This window comes from Geobacillus sp. WSUCF-018B (assembly GCF_002809985.1).
GTDB lineage: Bacteria > Bacillota > Bacilli > Bacillales > Anoxybacillaceae > Geobacillus > Geobacillus thermophilus.
On sequence record NZ_PIJF01000016.1, the window covers coordinates 1 to 19,346 of the forward strand.

The window sequence follows — 19,346 nt, forward strand, 5'->3', positions numbered from 1 at the left end:
GGGGAAACACCCGTTCCCATCCCGAACACGGAAGTTAAGCCCTCCAGCGCCGATGGTAGTTGGGGCCAGCGCCCCTGCAAGAGTAGGTCGCTGCTAGGCTAAGCAGAAAGCACGCCTTTTTCTTCATTAGGAGAAAAAGCGTGCTTTTTCGTTTATCTGACCGAGAAGCGTTTCACTGGGCGAAAAAACGGATATTCTATAGATAGTCTCCCTTGTTTCGGTAACCCTTGCAATTTTTCGTCATACATTGTATAGTAAAAGTAAGGTCAAATATAGTCAAAGTCAACAAGATGGCGGTGATGCTTCCTCCCAAGGAATGCCCGTTTATTGGGCAGGGAGCAGCTTGACCGCCAAGCAGCTTGGTTGTGAGGAAGGTGGGAGGTAGAGTGCCAAACATTTCCGACATTATCGAGCAATATTTGAAGCAAGTACTCAATATGAGCGACCAAGACATCGTTGAAATTAAACGAAGTGAAATTGCTAATAAATTCCAATGTGTTCCCTCGCAAATCAACTATGTCATCAACACGAGATTCACGCTCGAGCGCGGATATATTGTTGAAAGCAAGCGCGGTGGCGGCGGCTATATCCGCATTATGAAAGTAAAGACGAAAAGCGAGGCGCAGCTGATTGACCAGTTGCTCGAGCTGATCGGCCACCGCATCAGCCAGTCGAGCGCCGAAGATGTGATAAAACGACTTATGGAAGAAAAGGTGATTTCGGAGCGGGAAGCGAAAATGATGTTGAGCGTGATGGATCGCTCCGTTTTATATATCGATTTGCCCGAGCGGGATGAACTGCGGGCGCGCATGTTAAAGGCGATACTGACGTCGCTAAAGTATAAGTAGGGGAGGGGGAGGCATTGATTTGCCAAGAATGCAAGCAACGCCCGGCGACGATGCATTTTACGAAAATAGTCAACGGGGAAAAAACGGAATTTCACCTTTGCGAGCAATGCGCCAAAGAACATGGTCATACGTTTATGCTCTATGGCCATGACGACTTTCCGCTTAACAATTTGTTAGCGGGGCTTCTCAACTTTCAAGCTCCGATGAAAGAAGTGACGGCCAATGCGTTCCCGAATCCGGATTTGCTTCAATGCGAGACGTGCCAAATGACATACCACCAGTTTACGCAAATTGGGCGGTTCGGTTGCGCCGACTGCTATCGGACGTTTGCCCGTTACCTTCCGCCGATTTTAAAACGGCTTCATAGCGGAAATACTGCTCATTCAGGGAAAATTCCGAAGCGAAAAGGCGGCGTCCTCCATTTGCGGAAGCAGCTGGCCACGTTGAAACAAAAGCTTCAGGAATTAGTTGCCCGCGAGGAATTTGAGCGGGCGGCCGAGGTGCGCGACCAGATTCGTTCGTTAGAGGACGAACTTCGCCGACGTGGAGAGGGGGAGATGTAGCGGTATGTCATTTGGAAAGTTTTTCAACACAGCGGTCAGCGCTTGGATGAGCCAGGAGGGGCCGAATTCGGACATCGTGTTGAGCAGCCGCATCCGGCTGGCGCGCAATATTGTTGATTTTCGTTTCCCAACGCTGTTTAGCAGCGAAGAGGCGAAACAAATCGTTGCCTTGTTTGAGCGCGCGTTCGTCCATCGTCCGTATGGGGAAGCGGGACGGTTTGAACTGTTGAAAATGTCGGAGCTTCAACCGATTGAAAAACGGGTATTGGTGGAAAAGCACTTAATCAGCCCGCATTTGGCTGAAGATTCGCCGTTTGGCGCCTGCCTGCTTTCGGAAAATGAGGAAATCAGCATTATGATCAACGAGGAAGACCATATCCGCATTCAGTGTCTGTTTCCAGGGCTTCAGCTTGCCGAGGCGCTTGAGGCGGCGAGCGAGTTGGATGATTGGATTGAAGGGCATGTCAACTATGCGTTCGATGAACGGCTTGGTTACTTAACGAGCTGTCCGACGAACGTCGGAACGGGGTTGCGGGCGTCGGTGATGATGCATCTTCCGGCGCTGGTGCTGACGCAGCAGATCAACCGCATCATCCCTGCCATCAACCAGTTGGGACTCGTCGTCCGCGGCACGTACGGGGAAGGAAGTGAGGCTTTAGGGAACATTTTCCAAATTTCGAACCAAATTACGCTCGGAAAATCAGAAGAAGATATTGTCGCTGATTTGCATACGATCGTTGAGCAGCTCATCGCCCAAGAAAGGGCGGCTCGCCAGGCATTAGTGAAAACGTTGGGCATACAATTAGAAGACAAGGTATTCCGTTCATACGGCATATTGGCCAACTGCCGCGTCATCGATTCGAAGGAGGCGGCGCAATGCCTGTCGGATGTGCGTTTAGGGATCGATTTAGGATATATCAAAAACGTCCCGCGCAACATTTTAAATGAGCTGATGATTTTGACGCAGCCAGGATTTTTGCAACAATATGCCGGAGGGGTGCTTCGCCCTGAGGAACGGGATGTCCGCCGGGCGGCGTTGATTCGGGAACGCTTAAGGATGGAAACACGAAGAAAGATGGAGGGTGATGAACGATGATGTTTGGCAGATTTACGGAACGGGCGCAAAAAGTGCTGGCGTTGGCGCAAGAGGAAGCCATCCGCCTCGGCCATAACAATATCGGAACCGAACATATTTTGCTTGGGCTGATCCGTGAGGGGGAAGGAATCGCTGCTAAAGCGCTCATGGCGCTTGGACTTGGCCCGGATAAAATCCAAAAAGAAGTCGAATCGCTCATCGGCCGCGGCAATGAAGTGTCCCATACGCTCCATTACACGCCGCGGGCGAAAAAAGTGATCGAGCTGTCAATGGACGAAGCGAGGAAACTTGGCCATTCGTATGTCGGCACGGAGCATATTTTGCTTGGCTTGATCCGCGAGGGGGAAGGCGTGGCCGCCCGCGTGCTGAACAACCTCGGGGTGAGCTTGAACAAGGCGCGCCAACAAGTGTTGCAACTGCTCGGCAGCAATGAATCGGTGTCGGGCCATGGCGGCGGGGGGGCGTCGCATGTAAGCACGCCGACGCTTGACAGCCTTGCCCGCGATTTGACGGCGATTGCCCGCGAAGGGCGGCTTGATCCGGTCATCGGCCGCAGCAAAGAAATTCAGCGTGTCATTGAAGTGTTGAGCCGACGGACAAAAAACAACCCGGTGCTCATCGGTGAACCGGGGGTTGGAAAAACAGCGATCGCGGAAGGATTGGCCCAGCAAATCGTCAACAACGAAGTGCCGGAAACGCTGCGCGACAAACGGGTCATGACGCTCGATATGGGGACGGTCGTCGCCGGGACGAAATACCGCGGCGAATTTGAAGACCGGCTGAAAAAAGTGATGGACGAAATTCGCCAGGCGGGCAATATCATTTTGTTCATCGATGAACTCCATACGTTAATCGGCGCTGGCGGAGCCGAAGGGGCCATCGACGCGTCGAACATTTTAAAGCCGGCCTTGGCGCGTGGAGAATTGCAATGTATCGGTGCGACAACGCTTGATGAATACCGCAAATACATTGAGAAAGATGCTGCGCTCGAGCGCCGCTTCCAGCCGATTCACGTCGATGAGCCGACAGTTGAAGAGTCGATTCAAATTTTAAAAGGGCTGCGCGACCGGTATGAAGCGCATCATCGCGTCTCGATTTCCGATGAGGCGATCATTCAGGCAGTCAAACTTTCCGACCGGTATATTACCGACCGGTTCCTGCCGGATAAAGCGATCGACTTGATTGATGAAGCTTGCTCGAAAGTGCGTCTCCGTTCGTTCACGGCGCCGCCGAAACTGAAAGAACTGGAGCAAAAACTTGAAGAAGTGCGAAAAGAGAAAGATGCGGCCGTGCAAAGCCAAGAATTTGAAAAAGCGGCGTCGCTGCGTGATATGGAGCAGCGGCTGCGTGAAGAGCTTGAAGAAACGAAACGTGCGTGGAAAGAAAAACAAGGCCAAGAAAATTTGGAAGTGACGGTCGAAGACATTGCCGCGGTCGTCTCGAGTTGGACCGGGATTCCGGTATCGAAGCTGGCCGAGACGGAAACCGAGCGGCTGTTGAAACTGGAAGAAATTTTGCATTCGCGCGTCGTCGGCCAAGACGAGGCGGTCAAAGCGGTGGCCAAAGCGGTGCGCCGCGCCCGGGCTGGCCTCAAAGACCCGAAACGCCCGATCGGTTCGTTCATTTTCCTCGGCCCGACCGGCGTCGGGAAAACGGAATTGGCCCGTGCATTGGCCGAGGCAATGTTTGGAGATGAAGATGCCCTCATTCGCATCGATATGTCCGAGTATATGGAAAAACACTCGACATCGCGGCTCATCGGTTCGCCGCCGGGGTATGTCGGCTACGAAGAAGGCGGCCAGCTGACCGAAAAAGTGCGCCGCAAGCCATACTCGGTCGTTCTGTTGGATGAGATGGAAAAAGCGCATCCGGACGTGTTTAACATCTTGCTGCAGGTGCTCGAAGACGGGCGGTTGACTGACTCGAAAGGGCGGACGGTTGACTTCCGCAACACGATCATCATTATGACATCGAACGTCGGCGCGGATGCTTTGAAGCGGAACAAGTATGTCGGCTTTAACATCCAGGATGGAAACCAGCAATACAAAGACATGAAAAGCAAGGTCATGGATGAGCTGAAAAAAGCGTTCCGTCCGGAGTTTTTGAACCGGATCGATGAAATTATCGTCTTCCATTCGCTTGAAAAAGACCATCTAAAGCAAATTGTCCGTCTGATGGCTGATACGCTGGTGAAACGGCTGAAAGAGCAAGATATTGACCTTGAATTGACGGAGGCGGCGATTGAGAAAATCGCTGCTGAAGGTTTCGATCCGGAATACGGGGCTCGCCCGTTGCGCCGCGCTTTGCAAAAACATATTGAAGACCGTTTGTCCGAAGAACTGTTAAAAGGCACGATCGCCAAAGGACAAAAAGTCGTCGTGGATGTGAAAGATGGGGAATTTGTCGTATTGGCAAAACAGGCCGTGATGTGATGAAAAAAGGTATGCGGCACGATGCTGCCCATACCTTTTTTCCATATGGAACACAAGAGAGAAAGGGTTAGTTCAATGGCGAAAAAGAAGACGAAATTTGTTTGCCAAGAGTGCGGATACGAATCGGCGAAGTGGCTCGGCCGCTGCCCGGGATGCCAAACGTGGAACTCATTCGTCGAGGAAATCGAGCCGGTCAGAACCACTGTGCGTGGGGCGTTTCTCCATTCGGAGCCGTCCGGGTCCGCTAAACCGGTTCCGATTACCGCCGTTGCCGCGGTGCAAGAGCCGCGCATCGAAACGAACAGTGCAGAGTTCAATCGCGTGCTCGGTGGGGGGATCGTCAAAGGGTCGCTCGTCTTAATCGGCGGCGACCCCGGCATCGGCAAGTCGACGCTGTTGCTGCAGGCCTCAGCGCAACTGGCGGCGGCTGGGCATACAGTGTTGTATGTATCGGGCGAGGAATCCGTCAAACAGGTAAAACTGCGCGCTGGGCGCCTTCGCGCCGAGTCCGATCATCTGTATGTGTTAGCGGAGGCGAATTTGGAATATATTGTATCAGCGATTGAAACGATTCAGCCCGCCTGTGTCGTGATTGATTCAATCCAGACGGTGTACCGGACGGATATTACGTCAGCGCCGGGCAGTGTCGCCCAAGTGCGCGAGTGCACCGCTGAGTTGATGAAAATCGCCAAAACAAAAGGCGTCGCCATTTTTATCGTCGGCCATGTGACGAAAGAAGGGGCGATCGCCGGGCCGCGCATTCTCGAGCATATGGTCGATACCGTCCTTTATTTTGAGGGGGAGCGGCATCATACGTACCGCATTTTGCGGGCGGTGAAAAACCGCTTCGGTTCGACGAATGAAATCGGTATTTTTGAAATGCGCGACATCGGGCTGCGGGAAGTGGAAAATCCGTCCGAAGTGTTTTTGGAAGAGCGATCGCACGGGGCGGCGGGTTCGACGGTGGTGGCGGCCATGGAAGGGACGCGCCCGGTTCTGGTGGAAATTCAAGCGCTCGTTTCGCCGACAAGCTTCGGCAACCCGAGGCGGATGGCGACCGGCCTCGATCATAACCGCGTGTCGTTGCTTATGGCCGTATTGGAAAAGCGGGTCGGGCTGCTGTTGCAAAACCAAGATGCCTATTTGAAGGTGGCGGGCGGAGTGAAGCTTGATGAGCCGGCCATTGACCTAGCCATCGCCGTCAGCATCGCCTCAAGCTTTCGCGATCGGCCGACCAATCCGGCCGACGTCATTATCGGTGAAGTCGGGTTGACCGGGGAAGTGCGGCGTGTCTCCCGCATTGAACAGCGTGTGCAAGAGGCTGTCAAACTAGGTTTTTCCCGTGTCATTGTACCGAAAAACAATTTGGCAGGTTGGCAGCCGCCGACAAGCGTTCAGGTGATCGGCGTTTCCCATGTGGCCGAGGCGCTCGAGCACACGATGATTTGAACGCTTTCTTCGGGGGAACGGGCAAATAGGAAACGGCTGGGGGCGCTCGCTAAAGCATCCTCTTGCTCCGCCCCGATCATGTTTTGCATGAAATGACCGAACCTTTTTGTTTCGAACAACGTAAATATATATAGGGGGGCAACGTCCTTCCGCTGTGCACGGGCGTCCAGCGCGAATTGTTACAAGCGGATGTCGAATGTTCAAAAATGGTTAAAAATTGGGTTTCGGTTGGTTTCAAACATTGGAAACTGTTTATAATGTTAGATAGGGAGGTGAAGATGAGCCGATGGTCAAACGTGTCGTACAACTATTTTTTCTCGCCGTAGGCGGAACGCTGGGCGCCATGTTTTTGCCTGATTTACTTGCGCTGTTGAATGTAAGCGGCATGCCGCTCATCCATAATTCCTATACGTTGGCGGTGTTGGGCGCTGTTCTTTTCTTTTTGTTGACGTTTTGGCTTGTGGATTATGTTGTGGACATGGTGCGCTGGGTCGAGGAAACATTGGTAAGGGCGCCTGCTGCTGACGTGCTGTTTGGCAGCCTCGGGCTGATTTTTGGTCTTATTATTGCGTTTTTGGTCGTCATGCCGCTGCAATCGTTTCGAATTCAAGTGTTGAACACGGTGCTGCCGATTTTTTTGACGATCTTGCTTGGCTATTTAGGGTTTCGTGTCGGCTTAAAGAAACGGAATGAGCTGATGAACTTATTTTCTCTTTCCAATCGAATGACAAAGAAAAAAGGCGGAGAAACCGAGAACGAGGCGCCGAAAGGTGGAGCGGTGAAAATTTTGGACACAAGTGTCATCATCGATGGGCGGATCGCGGACATTTGCCAAACCGGGTTTTTGGAAGGCCCGCTTGTCATTCCCCGTTTTGTGTTAGAGGAGCTCCAGCATATCGCCGACTCCTCCGATGTGCTGAAGCGAAACCGCGGCCGCCGCGGCTTGGATATTTTAAACCGCATTCAAAAAGAGATGGCGATGAAGGTGGAAATTCATGAGGCCGACTTCAGCGATGTGCAAGAAGTCGACAGCAAGCTCGTCAAACTAGCCAAACAGCTTCAAGGCGTCGTCGTCACAAACGATTTCAACTTGAACAAAGTGTGTGAGCTGCAAAACGTGCGCGTCCTTAATATCAACGATTTGGCTAATGCCGTCAAGCCGATCGTCCTGCCGGGCGAGGAGCTGAATGTGCATGTCATTAAGGACGGAAAGGAACATAACCAGGGCGTTGCCTACTTGGATGACGGAACGATGATTGTTGTCGAAGACGGCAAAGAATATATCGGCAAACGGGTTGACGTCCTAGTCACCAGCGTGTTACAAACATCTGCGGGGAGAATGATTTTTGCCAAGCTGAAGCTGTTGCAAAAAGCGCTGTAAACAGAACAGGGGAAACGTCCAATGAACTACGAAGCGATTGTCTTGGCGGCCGGACAAGGAAAGCGGATGAACGCCGGTATGAATAAGCAGTTTATTGAACTAGGCGGCGAACCGCTCATCGTCCGGACGCTGAAGGTGTTCGACCGCGATGAACGGTGCGCCCGCGTCGTGCTTGTCGTGAATCCGGCGGAGCGAAGCCGCTTTGAGCAACTTGTCGTTCGTTTTCGTATCAAAAAAGTGGCAGCGTTCGCTGAGGGCGGCGAGGAGCGGCAGCATAGCGTCTATAACGGGCTGCAGGCGTTAGAGGGACGGGGCATTGTCCTGATCCACGACGGCGCCCGCCCGTTTATTCACGTCCGCCATTTGCATGAGCTGGCGGATGCAGCCGCCCGATACGGGGCAGCGGTCCCGGCTGTGCGGGTGAAAGACACGATCAAAAAAGTGGACGGTTTGTTTGTCGAACAGACGATTGATCGTTCCAGCTTGTGGGCGGTGCAGACGCCACAAGCTTTTCGTCTGTCTTTGATCGCCGAGGCGCATGAGGCTGCGAAACGGGAAGGCTATCTTGGCACGGACGACGCCAGCCTCGTCGAGCGGCTCGGCAAGCCGGTGAAAATTGTAGAAGGGGACTACCGCAACATTAAACTGACGACTCCGGAAGACATTTTGTTTGCCGAGGCGATTTTAGCGAGCCGCGTCGCGGAGTAAACGGAGGTGAAGACATGTTTCGCATCGGACAAGGGTTTGACGTTCACCAGCTCGTTGAAGGGCGTCCGCTTATCATTGGCGGCGTACATATTCCGCATGAGAAAGGGCTGCTCGGCCATTCGGATGCCGATGTGCTGCTCCACGCGGTGGCGGACGCGTGCCTTGGAGCGATTGGCGCCGGCGATATCGGACGGCATTTTCCTGATGATGACCCGCGCTATAAAGACGCGGACTCAACCGAATTGTTGGCGCACGTATGGACGCTCGTCCGGAAGGAAGGGTATGCATTGGTGAACGCCGACTGTACGATTATCGCCCAAAAGCCGAAAATGGCTCCGTACATTGAGGAGATGAAAGCCGTGATCGCCCGCCTGCTTGAAGCCGAGCGCACACAAGTGAACGTCAAGGCGACGACAACGGAAAAACTCGGGTTCACCGGGCGCGGGGAAGGCATTGCCGCCCAAGCGGTCGTGTTGCTTAAAAAGAGCGAGGAGTAAGGCGCGGCTGTTAGGCGCCGAATGGGGCGAGCCGTCCGTTTTGAACTTTGCTGCGATAAACGGTACAATAAGGGTACAAGTTTGGATGAAAGTGGAGGGTTGGACGATGGCAAAAGATGTGCGCGTGCGCTATGCGCCGAGCCCGACCGGCCATTTGCATATCGGAGGGGCGCGGACCGCGCTGTTTAACTATTTGTTTGCCCGCCATCACGGCGGAAAAATGATCGTCCGCATCGAGGATACGGATATCGAACGGAACGTGGAAGGCGGCGAACAGTCGCAGCTCGAAAACTTACAATGGCTCGGCATCGATTATGACGAGTCCGTTGATAAAGATGGCGGCTATGGGCCGTACCGCCAGACGGAGCGGCTTGATATATACCGGAAGTATGTGGACGAACTGCTCGAGCAAGGACATGCGTACAAATGTTTTTGCACGCCGGAAGAGCTTGAGCGGGAGCGGGAGGAGCAGCGTGCGGCCGGCATCGCCGCTCCGCAATACAGCGGCAAGTGCCGCCGTTTGACGCCGGAGCAGGTCGCGGAACTTGAGGCGCAAGGCAAGCCGTATACGATCCGCCTCAAGGTGCCGGAAGGGAAAACATACGAAGTCGACGATCTGGTGCGCGGCAAAGTGACGTTTGAATCGAAAGATATCGGCGATTGGGTCATTGTGAAGGCGAACGGCATTCCGACGTACAACTTTGCCGTCGTCATCGACGACCACCTTATGGAGATCAGCCATGTGTTCCGCGGTGAGGAGCATTTGTCCAACACGCCGAAGCAGCTGATGGTGTATGAATATTTTGGCTGGGAGCCGCCGCAGTTTGCCCATTTGACGTTGATTGTCAACGAACAGCGGAAAAAGTTGTCCAAGCGCGATGAGTCAATCATTCAGTTCGTGTCGCAATACAAAGAGCTCGGCTATTTGCCGGAAGCGATGTTCAACTTTTTCGCCCTCTTAGGCTGGTCGCCGGAAGGGGAGGAAGAAATTTTTTCGAAAGACGAGCTCATCCGCATCTTCGACGTTTCGCGGCTGTCAAAGTCGCCGTCGATGTTTGACACGAAAAAGCTGACATGGATGAACAATCAATACATCAAAAAACTCGATTTGGACCGGCTCGTCGAATTGGCTTTGCCGCATTTGGTGAAAGCCGGGCGCTTGCCGGCGGACATGAGCGACGAACAGCGGCAGTGGGCGCGCGATTTAATCGCACTGTATCAAGAGCAAATGAGCTACGGGGCGGAGATTGTTCCGTTGTCCGAGCTGTTCTTTAAGGAAGAAGTCGAATACGAAGATGAGGCGCGCCAAGTGCTCGCCGAAGAACAAGTGCCCGACGTGCTTTCGGCCTTTTTGGCCCATGTGCGGGACCTCGACCCGTTTACAGCCGACGAAATTAAAGCGGCGATTAAGGCGGTGCAAAAGGCGACCGGACAAAAAGGGAAAAAGCTGTTTATGCCAATTCGCGCCGCGGTGACCGGGCAAACGCACGGGCCGGAGCTGCCGTTTGCCATTCAGCTGCTCGGCAAACAAAAAGTAATCGAGCGGCTCGAGCGGGCGCTGCAAGAAAAATTTTAGTGGAATAGGTATGCACGTTTGCGTAGTGCGTGTGGTATAATAATACAAAGTTTATCGGTTGAACAAGCGCATAGTGAAAAAGCGTTGACGAGGAGAAGTAGGAAACGCCGTCATCCCAGAGAGAGTCGCCTTGGCTGGAAGCGGCTTATGCCCGGCGTTATCCGAAATGCGCCTCGGAGTCTCCTTTCGAACCGGAACAGGGACGTTCTGCAGTAGAGAGGAGCGGAGCCTCTCCGTTATCGGACTCGAGCGAGTGAAACGGCGTTTTCCCGTTTCGCTAAACAGAGTGGAACCGCGCCAAAAGCGTCTCTGTGTCTTCGGCACAGGGACGCTTTTTTATTCAAAACAACTTAGAGGGATGGAGGGAGGACATGATGTTTAAAACGTTAAAAGAGGATATTGAGGTCATTTTTGAGCAAGACCCGGCGGCAAGAAGCTACCTGGAAGTCATTTTAACGTACTCCGGCCTGCATGCCATTTGGGCGCATCGGATCGCTCATGCGCTTTACAAACGGAAATTTTACTTTCTTGCCCGGTTGATTTCGCAAATCAGCCGCTTTTTCACCGGCATTGAAATTCATCCGGGCGCCAAAATCGGCCGCCGCTTTTTCATCGACCACGGCATGGGCGTGGTGATCGGCGAAACGTGCGAAATCGGCGACAATGTCACGGTCTATCAAGGGGTCACATTAGGAGGGACAGGGAAAGAAAAAGGGAAGCGGCACCCGACGATCAAAGACAACTGTTTGATCGCTGCCGGCGCGAAAGTGCTCGGGTCGATTACGATCGGCGAAAACTCGAAAATTGGCGCCGGGTCGGTCGTGTTAAAAGACGTGCCGCCCAACTCAACCGTCGTTGGCATTCCGGGCCGCGTGGTTGTGCGTGATGGAGTGAAAGTGAAAAAAGATTTGAACCACACCGACCTGCCAGATCCGATCGCTGACCGGTTCCGGGAGCTTGAAGAGGAGATCGTCCGGCTGAAAAGCGAGTTGGAGGCATTGAAACAGCAAGAAAGGAAGAGCGAGTATGAGCAGCATCCGGCTTTATAATACGTTGACGCGAAAAAAGGAACCGTTTGAGCCGCTTGAGCCCAACAAGGTCAAAATGTATGTATGCGGTCCGACCGTTTACAACTATATCCATATCGGGAACGCCCGGGCCGCCATCGTCTTTGACACGATCCGCCGCTATTTGGAGTTCCGCGGCTACGACGTGACGTACGTATCCAATTTTACCGATGTCGACGACAAACTGATTAAGGCGGCCCGCGAGCTTGGCGAAAGCGTTCCGGCGATTGCCGAGCGGTTTATCGAGGCGTATTTTGAAGACATTCAGGCGCTTGGCTGCAAAAAGGCGGACATCCACCCGCGCGTGACAGAAAATATCGGGACGATTATCGAATTCATCCAAGCGCTCATCGACAAGGGGTATGCGTACAAGGTGGACGGCGACGTCTACTACCGGACGCGCAAGTTTCCCGGTTACGGCAAGCTGTCGCACCAATCGATCGATGAATTGCAGGCTGGAGCGCGCATCGAAGTCGGCGAGAAAAAAGACGACCCGCTCGATTTCGCCCTTTGGAAAGCGGCGAAAGAAGGAGAGATTTGTTGGGACAGTCCATGGGGGAAAGGGCGGCCGGGTTGGCATATCGAATGCTCGGCGATGGCGCGCAAATATTTAGGCGATACGATCGATATCCACGCCGGCGGCCAAGATTTGACGTTCCCGCACCATGAAAACGAAATCGCCCAGTCAGAGGCTTTGACCGGCAAACCGTTTGCGAAATATTGGCTGCACAACGGGTATTTAAATATTAACAACGAAAAAATGTCGAAGTCGCTCGGCAACTTCGTGCTCGTCCACGATATCATCCGGCAGATTGACCCGCAAGTGCTGCGCTTCTTTATGTTGTCGGTGCACTATCGCCATCCGATCAACTACAGCGAAGAGCTGCTCGAGAGCGCCCGGCGCGGGCTCGAACGCTTAAGGACGGCATATGGCAACTTGCAGCACCGGCTCGGAGCGAGCACGAATTTAACCGACGACGATGACAAATGGCTGTCGCGCATCGCTGCGGTCCGCGAATCGTTCATCCGCGAAATGGACGACGATTTCAACACGGCGAACGGCATTGCGGTTCTATTTGAGCTGGCGAAACAAGCGAACTTGTATTTGCAGGAAAAGACGACATCGGAAACCGTTATTGGCGCCTTTTTGCGTGAATTTGAACAGTTGATGGACGTGCTTGGCCTCGATCCAAAGCCAAAGCAAGAAGAGCTGCTTGATGAGGAAATCGAGGCGCTGATCCAACAGCGCAACGAAGCGCGGAAAAACCGCGATTTCGCGCTGGCTGACCGCATTCGCGACGAGTTGAAGGCCAAAAACATTATTTTGGAAGATACGCCGCAAGGGACAAGATGGAAACGGGGATCATAAGCAATGGCGCAGTTTGAGACCGTTCATGATGTCAAACAATTAAATGGCTTGGCGCTCGCCTATATTGGCGATGCGGTTTATGAAGTGTACGTGCGCCGCCACTTGCTGGCGATGGGCAGCGTACGGCCGCACGAGCTGCATCGGCGGGCGATCCGCTACGTGTCGGCCCGGGCGCAAGCAAGAGTCATTTTAACCTTGCTTGATGAAGGCGCGTTGACGGAAGAGGAGCAAGCCATCGTCCGCCGCGGCCGCAACGCGAAATCAGGCACGATTCCGAAAAATACGGATGTGCAGACATACCGGCACAGCACCGCGTTCGAAGCGTTGATCGGCTATCATTTTTTACAGGACAACGGCCGGCGGGTCGACGAGTTAATCGGCCGTTCATTTGCGATTATTGAAAGGGAAGAAAGGGCGTTGGAATGATGGATTACATTATCGGCAGAAACCCGGTTATCGAGGCGCTCAAATCCGGGCGCGACATCAATAAAATCTGGATCGCGGAAGGAGCGCAGCGCCACGCCGTCGAGCCTGTCCTCGAATGGGCGAAGCGGCGGGGCGTGCTCGTCCAATATGTTCCGAAGCGCAAGCTTGACCAAATGGTTGACGGGGTGCACCAAGGGGTGATCGCCCAGGCGGCCGCATACCGCTATTACGAGGTCGACGATTTGTTTGCCCGCGCCGCCCGACGGGAAGAAGCGCCGTTTTTCCTCATTTTGGACGAAATCGAAGACCCGCATAACTTGGGCGCCATTATGCGCACCGCAGATGCGGTCGGAGCGCACGGGCTCATCATCCCGAAACGGCGGTCGGTGGGGTTGACGCCGACCGTAGCGAAGGCGTCAACCGGAGCGATCGAGCACGTTCCGGTCGCGCGCGTGACGAACTTGGCGCGGACGATCGACGAGCTGAAAGAGCGGGGCGTTTGGGTGGCTGGCACCGATGCAGACGCCAAAGATGACTACCGCTTCCTTGACGGCACGATGCCGTTGGCGCTGGTCATCGGCAGCGAGGGAAAAGGCATCAGCCGGTTAGTGCGGGAAAAGTGTGATTTCTTGTTTCGGCTGCCGATGCGGGGGCACGTCACTTCGCTCAACGCTTCTGTCGCCGCCAGTTTGCTCATGTACGAGGTGTACCGAAAGCGGTATCCGCTAGGGGAATAGCCGATGAACGTTTTAATTGTCGACGGTTACAACATCATCGGGGCATGGCCGGCGCTGCGCCGGCTGAAAGAGGAAGGCGATCTGGCAGCGGCAAGGGATTTGTTGATTGACAAACTGGCCGATTACAAAGGGTTCACCGGGGATCACGTCGTGGTCGTGTTTGACGCCCATCTCGTGCAGGGAAACGAGAAAAAGTATAAAAACTACGATATCGATGTCATTTTTACAAAGGAAAATGAGACGGCGGACGAACGGATTGAGCGGTTGGCGAAAACGCTCATCAACGCGCGCACCAAAGTGTATGTCGCGACATCGGATTATACGGAACAATGGACGGTGTTCGGTCAAGGCGCCTTGCGCAAATCGGCGCGCGAACTTCTGCACGAAATCGAAGAGGTGGAGCGGGATATTTCAAAAAAGTTGCAGTCAATGAAGCAGCACACCCCGACCTTGAAAGTGCCGCTCAATGACCGAGTTGCCGAAATTTTTGAAAAATGGCGAAGAGGGCAAAAATGAGCGGTTGACGCTGTAAAAATTTGTACTGTATAATAAATGTTAGCGATTGATGCGGTCGGGGGGATCAGCATGTGGGAATGCTTAAAAGTAGACAAGCCAAAGGATTATAAACATTTAGAGGATGAACAGCTTGTTGCACTTGTTCACGAAGGGGATGGAGAAGCGCTTGATTTTTTGATCCACAAATACCAAAACTTTGTGCGCGCCAAAGCCCGCTCATACTTTTTAGTCGGGGCTGACCGCGAGGACATTGTGCAGGAAGGGATGATCGGGCTGTACAAGGCAGTCCGCGATTTTAAGGGGGACAAGCTCTCTTCATTTAAAGCGTTTGCAGAACTATGCATCACGAGGCAAATGATTACCGCGATTAAAACCGCGACCCGCCAAAAGCACATTCCGCTCAACTCTTACGTTTCCTTGGACAAGCCGATTTACGACGACGAGTCGGACCGGACGCTGATGGACGTGTTGTCCGGCACGCAGGTGACCGACCCGGAAGAGCTGATTGTCAACCGCGAGGAAGTTGACGATATTGAGCTGAAAATGGCGGAATTGCTCAGCGATTTGGAGCGGAAAGTGCTCGCGTTGTATTTGGACGGGCGCTCGTACCAAGAAATTTCCGAAGAGTTAAACCGCCATGTCAAATCGATCGACAACGCCTTGCAGCGCGTCAAACGGAAGTTGGAGAAATATTTGGAATATCGGGAAATCAGTTTGTAGGCGGCGCATCGGCCGATGGCCGAACGGAGGCCAAAAGATGGCATTGACAGCGGAAATGCTGATATGATAAATTTTTATGGACATCTCGCGGGAACGGTCAAACGTTTATGTTAACGAGCAACGTTGGCTCGCGCGCAATGCGGGAGCCGAAACTGCACGGCTGCAAAACAGGCCGGTTGCCTTGGTGCAGGCGCTTGGCGGTCAACAAGTTTTGCTCGATGAGCAACAATCATACCGTCCATCGCGAGACGAAGCAGGCGGTGGGGACAGTTTTGAGCAATCGTGGAGGTACGAGGGATGCAGCGAGTAACCAACTTTTTCAAAGAAGTCGTGCGGGAGTTGAAAAAAGTAAGCTGGCCGAGCCGGAAAGAACTAGTGAACTATACGGGAATCGTATTGGCTACGGTGGCGTTTTTCACCATCTTTTTCGCCGTTGTCGACCTCGGCATTTCGCAGTTGATTCGCCTTGTATTTGAATAAGCGGGCGGATGATATGCTATAATGAAAGATAATCGTGCGAACATGGAACCCGGCAACGGGTTTTTGTTTTGCGCAGAAAACAAAATGAAAACCGCCCTAGGGAGGCTCGCTGATGGAGAAAAACTGGTATGTCGTCCATACATATTCGGGATACGAAAATAAGGTGAAAGCCAATTTGGAGAAACGCGTTGAATCAATGGGAATGCAAGACAAGATTTTCCGTGTTGTCGTCCCGGAAGAAACGGAAACGGACATCAAAAACGGCAAACGGAAAACGACGAAAAAGAAAGTGTTCCCCGGTTATGTGCTTGTCGAAATGATCATGACCGACGATTCGTGGTACGTCGTGCGCAACACGCCGGGCGTGACCGGATTTGTCGGTTCGAGCGGGGCTGGTTCGAAACCGACGCCGCTCATGGAGGAAGAAGTCAAAATGATTTTGAAGCGGATGGGCATGCCGCTTACTGAGATTGATGTCGACTACGAGGTGAATGAAACGGTCCGGATTAAAGAAGGGCCGTTTGCCAACTTCACTGGAAAAATTGAGGCGATTGACCTCGACAAACATAAGGTGAAGCTGCTTGTCGATATGTTTGGCCGCGAAACACGGGTGGAATTGGAGTTTTCGCAAATAGAAAAAATCTAATGGAAAAGAACTTGCAATCGTTATTGAAAAGTGATACTATTTTAAAGTCAGTATGTCTTGAATCTTAGACAAGGCATGCAGCGATGAACTTATACGTGCTGTATAAGGGAGCGAACGTGCTTGATGCGCTGATCCTCCCGGCCGAAACGGGAGATATGAAAGCGGCTCGTCAGATCGGAGCCGGATGGAGTGGGAGGGGCAATCCCTAATACCACATCACGGACTTAAGGAGGTGTGTCTCGTGGCGAAAAAAGTAATCAAGATCGTCAAACTGCAAATTCCTGCAGGGAAAGCGAATCCGGCGCCGCCAGTAGGTCCTGCGTTAGGTCAAGCCGGTGTTAATATTATGGCGTTTTGCAAAGAGTTTAATGCCCGTACCGCTGACCAGGCAGGCTTGATCATTCCGGTTGAAATTACGGTTTTTGAAGACCGTTCGTTTACATTCATCACGAAAACGCCGCCGGCCGCTGTACTGTTGAAAAAAGCGGCGGGCATCGAATCGGGCTCCGGCGAACCGAACCGCAACAAAGTAGCGACGATCAAACGTGACAAAGTGCGCGAGATTGCTGAATTGAAAATGCCGGATTTGAATGCAGCGAGCATTGAAGCAGCCATGCGTATGGTTGAAGGCACGGCTCGCAGCATGGGCATCGTGATCGAAGACTAAGGCTGGTTTGTTGTCCGGGGGGTTGCGTATTCCGCAACCTCTCTCTCCATGGGCAAAAAAGTCTTTTATGAATGAAGGACAGTCCTTTTCAGAAGGTCGCTGTCTGCTGAATGGTTCGCCTTCGAAAGAAGCGAAGGTTGTTTGATCGTGGGAGGTTTTTTCCGCTAAAACCACAATTGAGGAGGATTTTACATGCCGAAAAGAGGAAAAAAATACTTAGAAGCGTTGAAGCTCGTTGATCGCTTCAAGGCTTATCCGGTTGCAGAAGCGATCGAGCTCGTGAAAAAAACGAACGTCGCGAAATTTGATGCGACGGTGGAAGTTGCGTTCCGATTGGGCGTTGACCCGAAAAAAGCGGACCAACAAATTCGCGGCGCTGTCGTCCTGCCGCACGGCACGGGGAAAGTAGCGCGCGTGTTAGTGTTCGCAAAAGGGGAAAAAGCGAAAGAAGCAGAAGCAGCTGGCGCTGACTATGTCGGCGATACAGAATACATCAATAAAATCCAGCAAGGCTGGTTTGACTTTGACGTCGTTGTTGCCACGCCGGATATGATGGGCGAGGTCGGGAAACTCGGTCGTATTTTGGGTCCGAAAGGGTTAATGCCAAACCCGAAAACCGGCACGGTCACGTTTGACGTTGCGAAAGCTGTGCAGGAGATCAAAGCTGGTAAAGTGGAATACCGCGTTGATAAAGCCGGCAACATTCATGTGCCGATCGGCAAAGTATCGTTCGACAACGAGAAACTGGTCGAAAACTTCGCCGCCGTCTACGAGGCGATTTTGAAAGCCAAACCGGCGGCAGCGAAAGGGACATACGTCAAAAACGTGACGATTACGTCAACGATGGGTCCTGGCATTAAAGTGGACCCGACGACGGTGGCTGTTGCACAATAACGGTTGACTTTCTGCGTCGAGTCTGATAAAATGCCATTTGGCTGAACAAACGAATATCATTTATACCGTAGACAGTAGGTGCCGTTCCCGGCTTAATTTCCTACCGAGGTATGTGGACGATAAGCAGCGCGCCATAGGCCGGCAGCAGCCGGCGGCCGTGCGTTGAACGCTACCTCCATGTCTACGCGGCATGGAGGTTTTTTATTGAGCCGCCAAACGGTATAACTGGTATTCCACCATTTTCTTTGCAGGAGGTGCAGGACGTGTCGAGCGCGATTGAACTGAAAAAACAAGTGGTTGCCGAGATTGCGGACAAATTCCGCGCCAGCAAGGCAACCGTCATCGTCGATTACCGCGGCCTGAACGTGGCGGAAATGACTGAGCTGCGCAAACAGCTGCGCGAAGCAGGCATTGAGTTCAAAGTGTATAAAAACACGATGACCCGTCGGGCGCTCGCGGAAGTCGGCCTGGAAGGATTGGATGAGGTGTTTACCGGCCCGAACGCCATCGCGTTCAGCAATGAAGATGTTGTGGCGCCGGCAAAAATTTTAAGCGAGTTTGCGAAAACGCATGAGGCGTTGGAGATCAAAGGCGGCGTCATCGAAGGGAACATCGCCAGCAAAGAAGAAATCGATGCGTTGGCGAAGCTCCCGTCCCGCGAAGGGCTGCTTTCGATGCTGCTTAGCGTTCTCCAAGCCCCGATCCGCAACTTTGCGCTTGCGGTCAAAGCGGTGGCTGACAAGCAAGAAGAACAAGGCGCGTAATCGTGCATACCGATGTGCATAACACACCATCAACCAAACAAGGAGGAAATGATGATGACGAAAGAACAAATCATTGAAGCTGTGAAAAATATGACGGTATTGGAATTAAACGAACTGGTAAAAGCAATCGAGGAAGAATTCGGCGTAACGGCGGCAGCTCCGGTTGTTGTCGCTGGCGGTGCGGCAGCCGGCGCTGAAGCAGCAGCTGAGAAAACAGAATTTGATGTCATTCTCGCTGATGCTGGCGCGCAAAAAATCAAAGTTATTAAAGTTGTCCGCGAACTCACTGGTCTCGGCTTGAAAGAAGCGAAAGACTTGGTTGACAACACGCCGAAACCGATCAAAGAAGCCGTTTCGAAGGAAGAAGCAGAAGAAATTAAAGCCAAACTTGAAGAAGTTGGCGCAAAAGTTGAAGTGAAGTAATGGCGTCATTGCAAAAAAAGAGGCTGACCCAAGCAAGGGAAAGCCTCTTTTTTGTTACACTATATATCGGGAGCCGAAGCGGCTTGC

General features: G+C 52.8%; 21 protein-coding genes, 1 rRNA gene and 2 other annotated features. All 22 genes read left to right on the forward strand.

Annotation, left to right across the window (positions count from 1 at the left end; genetic code table 11):
- Nucleotides 1-99 (forward strand): 5S ribosomal RNA (rrf, locus tag CV944_RS06700); the annotation flags it as partial.
- 287 nt (nucleotides 100-386) lie between these two features.
- Nucleotides 387-848: a transcriptional regulator CtsR gene (ctsR, locus tag CV944_RS06705; RefSeq protein ID WP_100660150.1), complete on the forward strand. Its 462-nt coding sequence runs from the start codon at nucleotides 387-389 to the stop codon at nucleotides 846-848.
- Nucleotides 849-862: 14 nt separating this feature from the next.
- Nucleotides 863-1,411 carry a protein-arginine kinase activator protein McsA gene (gene mcsA / locus CV944_RS06710; protein WP_033008611.1) on the forward strand — a complete coding sequence of 183 codons (549 nt, stop codon included), beginning with the start codon at nucleotides 863-865 and terminating at the stop codon, nucleotides 1,409-1,411.
- A gap of 4 nt (nucleotides 1,412-1,415) precedes the next feature.
- Entirely contained in the window at nucleotides 1,416-2,507 is a 1,092-nt protein-coding gene (mcsB, locus tag CV944_RS06715; protein ID WP_033008614.1) for a protein-arginine kinase McsB, read from the forward strand.
- Nucleotides 2,504-4,939 carry an ATP-dependent protease ATP-binding subunit ClpC gene (gene clpC, locus CV944_RS06720; RefSeq protein ID WP_033008616.1) on the forward strand — a complete coding sequence of 812 codons (2,436 nt, stop codon included), beginning with the start codon at nucleotides 2,504-2,506 and terminating at the stop codon, nucleotides 4,937-4,939. Before mcsB ends, clpC begins: the two co-directional genes overlap by 4 nt.
- Nucleotides 4,940-5,014: 75 nt before the next feature.
- The gene (radA, locus tag CV944_RS06725) at nucleotides 5,015-6,388 is read left to right on the forward strand and encodes a DNA repair protein RadA (protein WP_100663995.1); all 1,374 of its coding nucleotides are present in this window, start codon (nucleotides 5,015-5,017) and stop codon (nucleotides 6,386-6,388) included.
- Nucleotides 6,389-6,674: 286 nt separating this feature from the next.
- Entirely contained in the window at nucleotides 6,675-7,769 is a 1,095-nt protein-coding gene (locus tag CV944_RS06730; RefSeq protein ID WP_033008620.1) for a PIN/TRAM domain-containing protein, read from the forward strand.
- A gap of 21 nt (nucleotides 7,770-7,790) precedes the next feature.
- Nucleotides 7,791-8,477 (forward strand): 2-C-methyl-D-erythritol 4-phosphate cytidylyltransferase, encoded by a 687-nt coding sequence (gene ispD / locus CV944_RS06735; RefSeq protein ID WP_033008621.1) that lies wholly within the window; start codon nucleotides 7,791-7,793, stop codon nucleotides 8,475-8,477.
- Nucleotides 8,478-8,491: 14 nt separating this feature from the next.
- A complete protein-coding gene (gene ispF, locus CV944_RS06740; protein ID WP_100659898.1) occupies nucleotides 8,492-8,974 on the forward strand; it encodes a 2-C-methyl-D-erythritol 2,4-cyclodiphosphate synthase in 483 nt (160 codons plus the stop codon).
- 106 nt (nucleotides 8,975-9,080) lie between these two features.
- Nucleotides 9,081-10,550: a glutamate--tRNA ligase gene (gene gltX, locus CV944_RS06745; protein ID WP_033008710.1), complete on the forward strand. Its 1,470-nt coding sequence runs from the start codon at nucleotides 9,081-9,083 to the stop codon at nucleotides 10,548-10,550.
- A gap of 75 nt (nucleotides 10,551-10,625) precedes the next feature.
- Nucleotides 10,626-10,864, forward strand: a binding site (T-box leader).
- Nucleotides 10,862-11,599, forward strand: a complete 738-nt coding sequence (cysE, locus tag CV944_RS06750) for a serine O-acetyltransferase (RefSeq protein WP_080706580.1) — start codon at nucleotides 10,862-10,864, stop codon at nucleotides 11,597-11,599. It overlaps the preceding feature by 3 nt.
- Nucleotides 11,577-12,986 carry a cysteine--tRNA ligase gene (gene cysS / locus CV944_RS06755; protein WP_100659899.1) on the forward strand — a complete coding sequence of 470 codons (1,410 nt, stop codon included), beginning with the start codon at nucleotides 11,577-11,579 and terminating at the stop codon, nucleotides 12,984-12,986. Before cysE ends, cysS begins: the two co-directional genes overlap by 23 nt.
- 3 nt (nucleotides 12,987-12,989) lie before the next feature.
- On the forward strand, nucleotides 12,990-13,412 hold the full coding sequence (locus CV944_RS06760; RefSeq protein WP_033008625.1) for a Mini-ribonuclease 3: 423 nt from the start codon (nucleotides 12,990-12,992) through the stop codon (nucleotides 13,410-13,412).
- Nucleotides 13,412-14,149, forward strand: coding sequence for a 23S rRNA (guanosine(2251)-2'-O)-methyltransferase RlmB (gene rlmB, locus CV944_RS06765; RefSeq protein ID WP_033017258.1), 738 nt, complete (start codon nucleotides 13,412-13,414; stop codon nucleotides 14,147-14,149). Before CV944_RS06760 ends, rlmB begins: the two co-directional genes overlap by 1 nt.
- A gap of 3 nt (nucleotides 14,150-14,152) precedes the next feature.
- The gene (locus tag CV944_RS06770; protein ID WP_033008628.1) at nucleotides 14,153-14,665 is read left to right on the forward strand and encodes an NYN domain-containing protein; all 513 of its coding nucleotides are present in this window, start codon (nucleotides 14,153-14,155) and stop codon (nucleotides 14,663-14,665) included.
- A 69-nt stretch (nucleotides 14,666-14,734) separates the two neighbouring features.
- Complete coding sequence (gene sigH, locus CV944_RS06775; protein WP_094239430.1) at nucleotides 14,735-15,385, forward strand: RNA polymerase sporulation sigma factor SigH; 651 nt, start codon at nucleotides 14,735-14,737, stop codon at nucleotides 15,383-15,385.
- A 297-nt stretch (nucleotides 15,386-15,682) separates the two neighbouring features.
- Nucleotides 15,683-15,865: a preprotein translocase subunit SecE gene (gene secE / locus CV944_RS06785; protein ID WP_033008632.1), complete on the forward strand. Its 183-nt coding sequence runs from the start codon at nucleotides 15,683-15,685 to the stop codon at nucleotides 15,863-15,865.
- 112 nt (nucleotides 15,866-15,977) lie between these two features.
- Nucleotides 15,978-16,511, forward strand: a complete 534-nt coding sequence (gene nusG / locus CV944_RS06790; RefSeq protein ID WP_033008634.1) for a transcription termination/antitermination protein NusG — start codon at nucleotides 15,978-15,980, stop codon at nucleotides 16,509-16,511.
- A gap of 241 nt (nucleotides 16,512-16,752) precedes the next feature.
- Nucleotides 16,753-17,178 carry a 50S ribosomal protein L11 gene (gene rplK / locus CV944_RS06795; protein WP_008882034.1) on the forward strand — a complete coding sequence of 142 codons (426 nt, stop codon included), beginning with the start codon at nucleotides 16,753-16,755 and terminating at the stop codon, nucleotides 17,176-17,178.
- A gap of 192 nt (nucleotides 17,179-17,370) precedes the next feature.
- Nucleotides 17,371-18,072: a 50S ribosomal protein L1 gene (gene rplA / locus CV944_RS06800; protein WP_050368058.1), complete on the forward strand. Its 702-nt coding sequence runs from the start codon at nucleotides 17,371-17,373 to the stop codon at nucleotides 18,070-18,072.
- A 47-nt stretch (nucleotides 18,073-18,119) separates the two neighbouring features.
- Nucleotides 18,120-18,284, forward strand: a sequence feature (ribosomal protein L10 leader region).
- A gap of 51 nt (nucleotides 18,285-18,335) precedes the next feature.
- Entirely contained in the window at nucleotides 18,336-18,836 is a 501-nt protein-coding gene (gene rplJ / locus CV944_RS06805) for a 50S ribosomal protein L10 (protein ID WP_033008639.1), read from the forward strand.
- Between the two features lie 54 nt (nucleotides 18,837-18,890).
- Nucleotides 18,891-19,259 (forward strand): 50S ribosomal protein L7/L12, encoded by a 369-nt coding sequence (gene rplL, locus CV944_RS06810; protein ID WP_033008641.1) that lies wholly within the window; start codon nucleotides 18,891-18,893, stop codon nucleotides 19,257-19,259.
- Nucleotides 19,260-19,346: the final 87 nt, after the last annotated feature.